We start from the raw sequence: 11,552 nt of genomic DNA, 5'->3' as shown, positions 1-11,552 counted from the left end.
GTCCCTCCCCTGTTCCGTCCGCAGGTTTGATCTTCAGGCTGTCGACGCGCCTCAGAAGCGCTGCCGGTTGCCGCGTTCTTGCAGCGTGCGGCGCTCTTCCGCGGTGAGCGGAGCATCGTCCGCACCCTGATAGACGCCCTTTTCGAGATGCAGCGGGCGATTCTGCTCATCGTCCCGGCACCCCGGAACGAGCGCCAGCAGCGCTCCCGCGACGACCAACATGCCCCACGTGGCTGATCCCGATTTCACGTCACTCTCTCCTCAGTCGAGTTTCGGCGGGTTCCATGCCCCACCGACGCAACAGAGGCGGCCGCAGGCCGCCCCTGTCATTCTTAACGGCCTTAAAAAGGTACCGATCAGAAGCTGCCTGCCTTCTGCTCGTAGGCAGTGCCCCAGCCCCAGGCTCCGGAGCCGAAGCCGCGGGCCACGACGCGCTCGCGATAGATCGACGAGACCACGTCGCCGTCGCCGGCCAGCAGAGCCTTGGTCGAGCACATCTCCGCGCAGAGCGGGAGCTTGCCCTCGGCCAGACGGTTGCGGCCGTACTTGGCGTACTCGGCCGAGGAGTTGTCCGCCTCGGGACCGCCGGCGCAGAAGGTGCACTTGTCCATCTTGCCGCGCGAACCGAAGTTGCCGGCCTGAGGATACTGCGGCGCGCCGAAGGGGCAGGCGTAGAAGCAGTATCCGCAGCCGATGCACAGGTCCTTGGAGTGAAGGACCACACCCTCGTCGGTCTGGTAGAAGCAGTCGACCGGGCACACCGCCATGCAGGGCGCGTCGGAGCAGTGCATGCAGGCGACGGAAATCGAGCGCTCGCCCGGCTTGCCGTCCTGAATGGTCACCACGCGGCGACGATTGATGCCCCACGGCACCTCGTGCTCGTTCTTGCAGGCAGTTACGCAGGCATTGCACTCGATGCAGCGCTCGGCGTCACAGAGGAATTTCATCCGTGCCATGGTTTTTCCCCCTTACGCCACGCGCTCGATGCGGCAGAGCGTGGCCTTGGTTTCTTGCATCTGGGTGACGCTGTCATAGCCGTAGGTCTGGGCGGTGTTGGTCGCCTCGCCGAGCACATAAGGATCCGAACCGGTCGGATACTTGTGCCTCTGGTCCTCGCCCTGGAAGTGACCGCCGAAGTGGAAGGGCATGAAGGCCACGCCCACACCGACACGCTCGGTCACCATGGCCATCACCTTGACCTTGCCGCCCTCCGGACCGTGCACCCAAACCATTTCCCGGTCGCGAATGCCGAGATTGTTGGCATCGCGCGGGTTGACCTCGACGAACATGTCCTGCTGCAGCTCGGCCAGCCACGGGTTGGAGCGGGTCTCGTCGCCGCCGCCTTCGTATTCCACCAGGCGCCCCGAGGTCAGGATGATCGGGAAGTCCTTGGAATAGTCGTTCTCCTGGATCGACTTGTAGCGGGTGGGGACGCGCCAGAAGGTCTTGTCCTCATAGGTCGCATACTTGTCGAGCAGGTCACGACGGCTGGTGTAGAGCGGCTCGCGGTGCAGCGGCACCGGATCCGGGAAGGTCCACACCACTGCGCGGGCCTTGGCGTTGCCGTAGGGCGCGCAGCCATGCTTGATCGCAACGCGCTGGATGCCGCCGGACAGGTCGGTCTTCCAGTTCACGCCGCCGACCTTGTCATTGTAGTCGGAGGGGATATCCCCGGTCTGCGAGGTCTCGCCGACCTCTTCCGACGAAGGCATGGCATCCACCATGCCGGCGACCCATTCGATCATCCGGCGCTCGTAGGGCGTCAGATCCTTGTCCCAGCCCAGCTTGATCAGCATGGCCATGGTGAACTCGGGATAGCCGTCCTCGATCTCCGAACCGACAGGCCAGGAGCCTTCGGCCAGCAGGTTGTCGCCATCCTTCTCGACGCCGAAGCGGGCGCGGAAGCCCATGCCGCCTTCGGCAACCGGCAGCGACGTATCGTAAAGCACCGCCGAACCGGGATGCTTCATCTCCGCCGAGCCCCAGCACGGCCAAGGCATGCCGTAGAAGTCGCCGTCCGCCGGCCCGCCATTGGCGCGCAGGGTCGTACGGTCGAACGTGTGCTGGTTCTGCATGTGCAGCTTCAGGCGCTCCGGCGACTGGCCGGTATAGCCGATGGTCCACATGCCGCGGTTGAACTCGCGGGTCACGTCCTCGATGAGCGGCTCCTCGCCGTTCACCTCGATGTTCTTGAACATGTCCTCGGCAAAACCGAACTTCTTCGCGAAGAGATACGCGATGGAGTGGTCGGTCTTGGACTCGAACAGCGGATCGATGACCTTCTCGCGCCACTGCAGCGAGCGGTTCGACGCGGTCACCGAGCCATAGGTCTCGAACTGGGTCGTCGCCGGCAGCAGGTAGACGCCGTCCTTGCGGTCATGCATCACCGCCGACATGGTCGGGAACGGATCGATGATGACCAGCAGATCGAGCTTCTCCATCGCCCGCTTCATGTCGGGCAGACGGGTCTGCGAGTTCGGGGCATGGCCCCAGAACACCATGGCGCGTGTGTTGTCGGGCTGAAGCAGGTTCGCCTTGTCTTCCAGAACGCCGTCGATCCAGCGCGACACCGTGATGCCGCTCTCGAACATCATGGCCTTGTCCTTGCCGTCGGCGCCCTTCATCGTGGCGAAGCGCTCGGCAAGGCTGTCGTAGGAAACGCCCCACACGCGCGCCCAGTGGCGCCAGGAGCCTTCCGCCAGGCCGTAGTAGCCCGGCAGCGTATCGGCAAGCACGCCAAGGTCCGTCGCACCCTGCACGTTGTCATGGCCGCGGAAGATGTTGGTGCCGCCGCCGGCCTTGCCCATGTTGCCGAGAGCCAGCTGAAGGGCGCAGTAGGCGCGGGTGTTGTTGTTGCCATTGGTGTGCTGCGTGCCGCCCATGCACCAGATGACGGTGCCCGGACGGTTGTTGGCGAGCGTACGGGCGACGCGCTTCAGCTGCGAACCCGGGACGCCGGTGACGCGCTCGGTCTCCTCGGGCGTCCACTTGGCCACTTCCACCTTGATCTGGTCCATGCCCCAGACGCGCTGGCGCAGGAACTCCTTGTCCTCCCAGCCGTTCTCGAAGATGTGCCAGAGGATACCCCAGACCAGAGCCACGTCGGAGCCCGGACGGAAGCGGACATACTCGGACGCATGCGCTGCGGTGCGGGTGAAGCGCGGATCGCAGACGATCAGCGGCGCAGCGTTCTCTTCCTTCGCCTTCAGCACGTGAAGCAGCGAGACCGGATGCGCCTCGGCGGGATTGCCGCCGATGATGAAGATCGCCTTGGAATTGTGGATGTCGTTGTACGAGTTCGTCATCGCACCGTAACCCCAGGTGTTCGCGACACCTGCGACCGTGGTGGAGTGACAGATACGCGCCTGGTGGTCGACGTTGTTCGTGCCCCAGAAGGCCGCGAACTTGCGGACCAGATAGGCCTGCTCGTTGCTGTGCTTGGCCGAGCCGAGCCAGTAGACGCTGTCCGGACCGCTCTCGTCGCGGATCTTCAGCATCTGATCGCCGATCTCGTTGATCGCCTGATCCCAGGAAATGCGCTCCCACTTTCCGCCGACCAGCTTGGTCGGGTACTTCAGGCGGCGCTCGCCATGGGCATGCTCGCGCACCGAGGCGCCCTTGGCGCAGTGCGAACCGAGGTTAAAGGGGCTGTCGAAGCCCGGCTCCTGGCCGGTCCACACGCCATCCTGCACTTCCGCCAGCACGGTGCAGCCAACCGAACAGTGCGTGCAGACAGTCTTCTTGATCTCGACCTTGGCATTGGTCGGCCCGGCCGCTTCGGCCTTGCGCACCATGCCACCGGTAAGTGCCCCGGCTGCGGCGAGCCCGCCCGCGGCAAGGCCCGACCTGCGCAGGAACGTACGGCGGTCCATCGCGCTGGCGCCGATCGCCTCGATCGCGGAAGCCAGGCTGGAACGACGCGCAGTCCCGCTCGTCTTCTTCCTCAGCATCACGTTTCTCCCTCGATAGCGCAGGGCCGCTTCGTGGCGACTGGTTCTGCGCATGCCCCATTCTTTTGCCTTCGGCACGGGGCGCTGATTGCGACTTCAGACAGTCCGGCGTCCTTGCGGATCAGAACCGGGCCGTGTCGTAGAAGGTCTTCACATGCTCGGTCTCGCGGTAGCCGCTCCCAGCCGCCTTGTCGGCCTCGACCGCTTCGGCCTCGCCAGTCACGAGCGTCGCCGTGCCGGCCACGGCACCGAGCCCTGCAAGCTTCAGGAAACTCCGACGATCCGCCTCAATCGCTGTGTCCTTGCGTCTCATGACACCCTCTCGTTCCACTTACATTGCCCTGGGCAGCAGTTTCGCCCGCCACCCGCCTTGCCCGGCCTGCGCCGGGCCAGATACTCAACCCGCCTTGCGGCGCTCCGCGAAAAGCCTGTCAGCCTCGATCTCGACCGCCGTGAAAGCCTGCCCCAGGCGCCCGAGCGCAGGATACAGTTCGCCGGTTTCGGACGCGGCCAGATCCTTGAAGAAATAGGGCGCCCAAACGGCAAGGTGAGCACGGAAGAAGGCGGAAGCCTCCTCCTCGTCGCCATCACCGAAGCTGCCGTCGATCAGTCCGGCCATCATCGCGCAAATCGCCGCGATGTGATCCTCCGGCTCGTGAATGTCCGGATCGCGTTCGATGCCGAGCCGGCGCATGTCCTGCCGTAACAGCGCCAGCGGCTTCTCGTTCAAAAATCCGGTCAGATAATAGGAAGCGTATGGGACCAGCTCGCCGCGCCCAACCCCGATGAAGAGGTCGTGATATTCGCGTCGCAGCACTTCGGGGTCCGCGGTTGCGGCGATACGGGAGAGCTCTGCCAACGGACCGCCGATTTCGCCCTCGAGACGCGGCAGCGCGGCGATCGCGGCCAGCCAGCCACGATCCGCAGCCCGCTCCAGACCGCTCGCCAGAATGCCATAAAGGATGGCCCGCTCCCGATCTTCGGGGACGACCATCATTCTCTCGGCAGCATGTGCGTCCGACGTTCCGGCTTCCGCAGCTGCGGCACCGAAATCCGGCTTGTTGATCATGCAATTAATCTCCCTCACCTTGCAGATTGTCATTTTGGACGGGTGCACGCAAACGCTTTCGGTTTTGCGTTGCGTGGGAGATGTTTATGCATTTCATGTACTTACAATCCAATTTTTGTACAAAAATACACGAAACAACACAGAACGCATGATCTCCGCGCCGCAGGCCATTGTGCGCCGCACAATAAACCGGTAACGCGCACCCGATCGTGCGACAAAAAGGACTGATCGGCGGGAATGTTTTGCCTTGAGATAAAAGCTAACTCGAATAGTCATGTTTTAAAAACCCGCCGCCAAACAATCAATTGGCGGCCCGCGTAGGTTCTTTTCAAGAAACGGGGCCGCTTGAACGCGCGCCGATTCGCCTTCAGCAAAAAGGGCTTCGCGACATCGGCCGCGAAGCCCTTGTTCACCAATCAGGATTGTCTAGCCGGCCGAACGCCATTTCCGGCCCAGATGCAGGGGACAGCCCCTAGCTCTCGATGACGATACGCGGCGCGGCACGCTGGCCGTCCTCGCGGTTTCGCTCGATCTCGGCCCAGACCTTGGTCGCGATATCACGATAGATCGCCGCATGGGCCCCGTCCGGATCGGTCACGGTCACGGGCGTTCCTGCATCGGAATTGATCCGGATCGCCATGTCGAGCGGCACCTCGCCCAGGAACGGGACACCGAGCTTCTCGGCTTCCGCGCGTGCACCGCCATGACCGAAGATGTCGTGACGCCCGCCGCAGTCCGGGCAAAGGAAATAGCTCATGTTCTCCACGATGCCGAGCAGCGGCACATCCACACGGCGGAACATGTTGAGCCCCTTGCGCGCATCGATCAGAGCCAGGTCCTGCGGCGTCGAGACGATCACCGCACCGGCAAGCGGCACGTTCTGAGCCATGGTCAGTTGCGCGTCGCCCGTGCCGGGAGGCATGTCGACCACCAGCACGTCCAGTTCGCCCCACGCGACCTCGCGCAGCATCTGGGTGATCGCCGAAATCACCATCGGCCCGCGCCAGATCATCGGGGTTTCCTCCTCCACGAGGAAGCCCATCGACATCACCTTGATGCCATAGCCTTCCAGCGGCTTGAGGATACGGCCGGACACCGGCTCCGGCCGCCCGGAAACGCGGAACAGGCGCGGGATCGACGGGCCGTAGATATCCGCGTCGAGCACACCGACCTTGAGCCCGTTAGCCTGCAGCGCGAGGGCCAGGTTGCAGGTGGTCGTCGACTTGCCGACACCGCCCTTGCCGGAGGCGACCGCGATGATCGCCTTGACACCGGGCACGCCGGGCTTTGCCGTCTGCTCTGGCGCGGCCGGCGCGGCGCGGCGCTGCATCGGCGGCGGGACGCTGCCCATGTCGGCGGCCGCGGGCGCGGGCCGTACCGGCGGCGGTGCCTTCGCCCCTGCCCCGCCCTGGCGCTCGGAGGTCAGGGCAGCCAGCACCTTCTCGACACCGGCAAGCTTGCCGACGACCTTCTCGGCCGCCTGCCGCATCGGCTCCAGCTCCTGCGCCCGTTCCGCAGGGACGGTGATCGAAAAGATCACCCTGCCATCGGAAATGAAAATATCCGAGACAAGGCCGAGCGATACGATATCCCCTTCGAGATCCGGCCCCTTGACCTTGGAAAGCTCGGCCAGGACCTCTTCACGCGTCGGCATTGCATCCCTCTTTTTCTTCCAGAACATCACAATTCCCGTGCCCGATCACATGCGCGGAACGTAAGGCCGTACCGGGAAACGTCAATTGCTTTCCCGTCGCAGGGCCCCTCACGCGGGCCCCACCTTGCCGCCTCCGGCCAGCGACAAGGGGAGAAAACCGCGACAGACGTGATTTTCACGACATCATCAGCCCCTTTTTAACCATTGATCGAGACCTTGCGCGCAAACTTCAAGGGCGGCTGGGGAGTCCGCAAGCAAGGATCGGAAAAATGGTACTGAGTGCGATCTGCTACAGGGCCCGCATCGACGGTAGCTCCCTTGACGGTCTGTCTTGCGCAGACGTCGACCTGTTGCTCGACCGGACGCGCCGCCTCAACCGCCTGAACGGCGTAACCGGCGTTCTTCTGCGACAGGGCGACCACGTCCTCCTTTGGCTGGAAGGCGAAGCGTCGGGACTTGCCGACAGCCGCACCTGCGCGGAAGGCGATCTTCGGCTGTCCCGCGTCGAGATTATCTGTGAAGGCCCGCTCGACACCCGCCTCTTTCCGCATTGCTGGCTCTGCCTTGCCAACGGCCGGGACGACCGCATGGAAATGCCTGCGAAGGTTGCCGAAGTGTTGACCGGCACCGCCCCGGCGGACCTGTCCCGGGTGCGCGATGCGGTCGCTTGCCTGGCCCGGCGGCTCGAGGATTGCCGCTTTACCCGGGCAGCACTCCTCGTCTGACCCCGACGACCGCGATCCTGCTTGCTTGCCAGTGAGTTAATGACCACAGGCAAGACTTCGGTTTTCCACTTACGGAACGCGAAGGGGTTGTCACTAGACTGCACGCCATGACAGACGCATTGAGGCAGTCCATGACCATCACCCGGGTGAGTTACCGGAGCAGGATCAACTTCAGCGACATGACCTTGTCGCTCGACGAGGAAGTCGACCGGCTGCTCGCGGTCGCTCGCCGCAACAACACCCGAGACGGGCTCACAAGTGCGCTGTTGCTTGCCGGAAACACCTTCTTTCAGGTGTTGGAGGGAGAGCACGGCGCAGTCGAGCGCGCCTTTGCACGCATCATCGACGACACCCGGCACGTCGGCTGCCAGATCATCGACCGACGCGAGGACACCGCGCGCCTGCTTCCCGGCATGCCGATGTTCTTCGCCGATGCGCTCGATTCGCAGGATGCCGTCTTGTCGAACCTCTACATCCCGATCTGCCAGGCGCCGGAACTTGCCAGCTACGACGATCTCGCGTCTGCTGTGATCTTCAGCGCCGCCCGCCATGCCCGCCTCAATGCACAACCGCGTGCCATATCGGCTTGAGGCCGACACGCACACCCCTACCCTTGCCAGCCTCGCCTCTCCTTCCCTAGTTTGTGCCATAACAGACACCGTGCGCCGAGCACCCCGTAAAACGGGCGCATGACGGCCGGCACGGCAGGGAGGACAGCTTGCAGAATCTTCGCAACGACGCCGACCCGGAACGGTTGCCGGATTTTCTCGTTCGGCCCGACCCACAGGATGAGCGCCTTTCAACACCCGTCACCGGCATCGACCAGACCGGCCGCGAGGTGGAAATCCGCGTCGTCACGGAACGGGCGCTGACGCTCTATCTCAACTCGCAGGAGATCGTCACCATGATGACGATCGGCGACCGGCCGGACCTGCTGGCGGTCGGCTACCTGCTGAACCAGAACATGTTGCGGCCGGACGACCGCATCACCGGCATCGACTATGACGACGATCTCGAGGTTGTGGTCGTGCGCACCGAGCGCGAGACCGACTACGAGGAGAAGATGAAGAAGAAGGTGCGCACCTCGGGCTGTGCGCAAGGCACCGTCTTCGGCGACGTGATGGAACGCTTCGACGAGATCTCGCTCGATACGCAGGCCCGCCTGCGCACCTCCTGGCTCCACGCCCTCACCCGGAAGATCAACACCCAGCCCTCGCTCTACCTGGAGGCCGGCGCGATCCACGGCTGCGTGCTGTGCCAGGAAGACCGCGCCGTCGCTTATATGGAAGACGTCGGACGGCACAACGCCGTCGACAAGATCGCCGGCTGGATGTGGCTCAACCACATTCCGCCGCAGGACAAGATCTTCTACACCACCGGCCGGCTGACCTCCGAGATGGTGATCAAGACCGCAATGATGGGCATCCCCATTCTGGTCTCGCGCTCCGGCTTCACCGCCTGGGGCGTGGAGCTTGCCCGGCGCGTCGGGCTGACGCTGGTCGGCCGGGCGCGCGGCCAGCGCTTCGTCGTGCTGTCCGGTGCCGAACGGGTGGAATACGACGCCGTTCCCGAGGCGGGCGACCGCGAGGACCCGCGCCATGCCCGCAAGGGATCGCGCAGCGAGGACGACGCCGCATGACCACGCCCGCTCTCGCAGGATGCATTCTGGCCGGCGGCCTTGCCCGCCGCATGGGCGGCGGCGACAAGCCGCTGTTGTCCTTGGGCGGCGAAACCATGCTCGCCCGCGTCATCGCACGGCTTCGGCCGCAGGTCGGCCCTCTCGTGCTCAACGCCAACGGCGAGGCCGGGCGCTTCGCCGGCTTCGGCCTGCCGGTCGCTCCCGATCCGGTCGACGGCTTTGCCGGGCCGCTGGCCGGCGTACTGGCCGGCCTCCGCTGGGCGCAGGTTCATGCGCCGCAAGCGGAAGGGATCGTCTCGGTCGCCGGCGACACGCCGTTCTACCCGGCTGACCTTGCTGTTCGCCTGATGGCCGCACGCGGCGAGGATCCCCACCGGATCGTCCTGGCCCGAGCCGATGGGCACATGCATCCGGTTTTCGGCTACTGGCCGGTCTCGGCGGCGGACTCGCTCGAGACTTTTCTGCGCGAGGGTACGACCCGCAAGGTGCTCGCCTTCGTCGACATGCACCCCAATGCCAGTGCCGATTTCACTCCGCCGCCCGGCGCGCCCGATCCGTTCTTCAACGTCAACACGCCGGAAGACCTTGCCGCAGCCGAAGAGCTGCTGAAAGCCGAGGCATGAGCGACAGCAGGCATCCCGCACCGGTGTTCGGCATCGCCGGGTGGAAGAACAGCGGCAAGACCACGATGACCGAGCGCCTCGTTGCGGCGATCACGGCGCGCGGGTTTCGCGTTGCGACCGTCAAACACGCGCATCACGCCTTCGACATCGACCAGGAGGGCACGGACAGTCACCGCCACCGGACGGCCGGCGCCGTCGAGACCGCGCTGGTATCGGGCCGGCGGTGGGCCTTGATGCACGAGTTGCGCGAGAAGGCCGAACCTTCACTTGCCGAGATTCTCGCCCGCCTGTCGCCCTGCGACCTGGTGCTGGTGGAGGGCTACAAGCGCGAGGCCCTGCCCAAGCTCGAGCTGCGCCGGACTGCTGCCGCGCGCGGCGAGGCGCTTTCGCCGAATGATCCGCATGTGGTCGCCATAGCCTCGGACGGCGCCGTGGCGGATGCGACTCTGCCGGTCTACCATCTCGACGATATCGACGGCATTGCCGACTTCATCCTGTCCACCTGCGGACTTTCCGGGAACCGACATGGCTCCGACCAGACGACTGCTTGACGACTGTTTCCTGCACGACCGCGATCGGCTGCGCCATGCGGAGGCGCTGGCGATTCTGCGGGAGCGGATCGTTCCGGTGGTGGGACAGGAAAGCGTCGCACTCGGCGAAGCCCACGCCCGCATTCTCGCCCGCTCCGTCGTGGCAGCGCAGAATGTGCCACTCGCCGACAATTCCGCCGTCGATGGCTACGCCTTCCTCCATGACCACTATCTGTCGGCCGGCGACGGCCTGCTGCCGATATCGGCACGCATCGCCGCCGGTCACCCGCTCAAGTCCCCTCTTGCCCCCGGCAGCGCGGCGCGGATCTTCACCGGCGCCCTCATGCCGGACGGGGCCGACACGGTTGTCATGCAGGAGGACTGCGAGATCACCGAGCGCGGCGGCCAGACCTTCGTCCATGTTCCGCCCGGCCTGAAGCCAGGCGCCAACCGGCGCAAGGCCGGCGAGGACCTGAAGGCCGGTGAGGTTCTGGTGCAGGCCGGCGCCCGCCTGAGGCCCCAGGACATTGCCGCAATCGCCTCCACCGGGGCGGGCCGTGTCGATGTGTTTCGCAGGCTGCGCGTGGCGCTGGTCTCCAGCGGCGACGAGTTGCGCCGTCCCGGCCAGCCGCTGCCTGCCGGCGGCGTCTACGACAGCAATCACTTCCTACTCTCCGGCCTCGTTGCCGCAAGCGGGGTCGAGATCACCGACCTCGGCATCTTGCCGGACCGGGCCGAGGCAGTGCAGGCCGCCCTGTCGGCTGCCGCCCTGACCCATGACGTCATCGTCACGACCGGAGGCGCCTCACGCGGTGAGGAAGATCATTTCGTCGCCGCCATCGACGAACTCGGCAGCCGGCACATGTGGCAACTGGCGATCAAACCGGGCCGGCCGATGAATTTCGGCCGCATTGGCGACTGCGTCACGCTGGGCCTGCCGGGCAATCCGGTTGCCGCCATGGTCTGCGGTCTGCTCTACGTGCTGCCGGTCCTGTCCGCACTCGGCGGCGGTGCCTTCTTCGAGCCGGTGCGCTACCAGATCCCGGCCGCCTTCTCCGTCCCCAAGAAAAAGCCCGACCGCCGGGAGTTCTATCGCGGCATTCTCGAGAGCGACTCAGCCGGGCGAACCGTCGTGCGCAAGTTCGCCCGCGACGGATCCGGCCTCATCACCTCGCTGCGCGAGGCCGACGGCCTGATCGAGATTCCCGAGGAAGCGACCTCGGTCGTCGAGGGGCAGCTGGTCGACTTCATCAGCTTCGGCGACTACGGCCTTGCCGCACGCTAGGCCAGGCGCAAACTCTCCCCCTTCCCCTGCGACACCTGAAACAATTGCGGAACAATGTTCCCCGCTCATCATGAGCA

The 11,552-nt window shown here is 65.1% G+C and carries 12 protein-coding genes; 6 read left to right on the top strand and 6 right to left on the bottom strand.

The features are described 5' to 3' along the window. Window positions 1–51 precede the first annotated feature (51 nt). From H7H34_RS09455 to H7H34_RS09430, 6 genes are all read right to left on the bottom strand, one after another. On the bottom strand, window positions 52–249 hold the full coding sequence (locus tag H7H34_RS09455; RefSeq protein ID WP_185925044.1) for a hypothetical protein: 198 nt from the start codon (window positions 247–249) through the stop codon (window positions 52–54). A 107-nt stretch (window positions 250–356) separates the two neighbouring features. Then, entirely contained in the window at window positions 357–956 is a 600-nt protein-coding gene (gene fdh3B, locus H7H34_RS09450) for a formate dehydrogenase FDH3 subunit beta (RefSeq protein WP_067214644.1), read from the bottom strand. Window positions 957–968: 12 nt separating this feature from the next. After that, complete coding sequence (locus H7H34_RS09445; RefSeq protein ID WP_120268115.1) at window positions 969–3,950, bottom strand: formate dehydrogenase subunit alpha; 2,982 nt, start codon at window positions 3,948–3,950, stop codon at window positions 969–971. Window positions 3,951–4,071: 121 nt separating this feature from the next. Beyond that, a complete protein-coding gene (locus H7H34_RS09440; protein WP_120268116.1) occupies window positions 4,072–4,263 on the bottom strand; it encodes a twin-arginine translocation signal domain-containing protein in 192 nt (63 codons plus the stop codon). 84 nt (window positions 4,264–4,347) lie between these two features. After that, window positions 4,348–5,019, bottom strand: coding sequence for a TorD/DmsD family molecular chaperone (locus H7H34_RS09435; RefSeq protein WP_245165021.1), 672 nt, complete (start codon window positions 5,017–5,019; stop codon window positions 4,348–4,350). 472 nt (window positions 5,020–5,491) lie between these two features. Continuing rightward, window positions 5,492–6,673, bottom strand: coding sequence for an Mrp/NBP35 family ATP-binding protein (locus H7H34_RS09430; RefSeq protein ID WP_120268117.1), 1,182 nt, complete (start codon window positions 6,671–6,673; stop codon window positions 5,492–5,494). A 269-nt stretch (window positions 6,674–6,942) separates the two neighbouring features. On the opposite strand from H7H34_RS09430, the gene H7H34_RS09425 reads away from it, so the two are divergent. The 6 genes from H7H34_RS09425 (at window position 6,943) to H7H34_RS09400 (ending at window position 11,475) form a co-directional block, all read left to right on the top strand. Further along, complete coding sequence (locus H7H34_RS09425; protein ID WP_185925043.1) at window positions 6,943–7,398, top strand: BLUF domain-containing protein; 456 nt, start codon at window positions 6,943–6,945, stop codon at window positions 7,396–7,398. A gap of 131 nt (window positions 7,399–7,529) precedes the next feature. Then, a complete protein-coding gene (locus H7H34_RS09420) occupies window positions 7,530–7,988 on the top strand; it encodes a BLUF domain-containing protein (RefSeq protein ID WP_158592646.1) in 459 nt (152 codons plus the stop codon). A gap of 128 nt (window positions 7,989–8,116) precedes the next feature. Next, window positions 8,117–9,037, top strand: coding sequence for a formate dehydrogenase accessory sulfurtransferase FdhD (fdhD, locus tag H7H34_RS09415; RefSeq protein WP_209006187.1), 921 nt, complete (start codon window positions 8,117–8,119; stop codon window positions 9,035–9,037). Next, window positions 9,034–9,660, top strand: a complete 627-nt coding sequence (gene mobA / locus H7H34_RS09410; protein WP_185925042.1) for a molybdenum cofactor guanylyltransferase MobA — start codon at window positions 9,034–9,036, stop codon at window positions 9,658–9,660. Before fdhD ends, mobA begins: the two co-directional genes overlap by 4 nt. Next, the gene (mobB, locus tag H7H34_RS09405) at window positions 9,657–10,211 is read left to right on the top strand and encodes a molybdopterin-guanine dinucleotide biosynthesis protein B (protein WP_185925041.1); all 555 of its coding nucleotides are present in this window, start codon (window positions 9,657–9,659) and stop codon (window positions 10,209–10,211) included. The genes mobA and mobB overlap by 4 nt, the downstream gene beginning before the upstream one ends. Beyond that, window positions 10,186–11,475, top strand: a complete 1,290-nt coding sequence (locus tag H7H34_RS09400) for a molybdopterin molybdotransferase MoeA (RefSeq protein ID WP_185925040.1) — start codon at window positions 10,186–10,188, stop codon at window positions 11,473–11,475. The genes mobB and H7H34_RS09400 overlap by 26 nt, the downstream gene beginning before the upstream one ends. The last annotated feature ends 77 nt before the right edge of the window (window positions 11,476–11,552 follow it).

This window comes from Stappia sp. 28M-7 (assembly GCF_014252955.1).
Taxonomy (GTDB): domain Bacteria; phylum Pseudomonadota; class Alphaproteobacteria; order Rhizobiales; family Stappiaceae; genus Stappia.
This window is presented reverse-complemented; position numbering and strand designations above follow the sequence as displayed.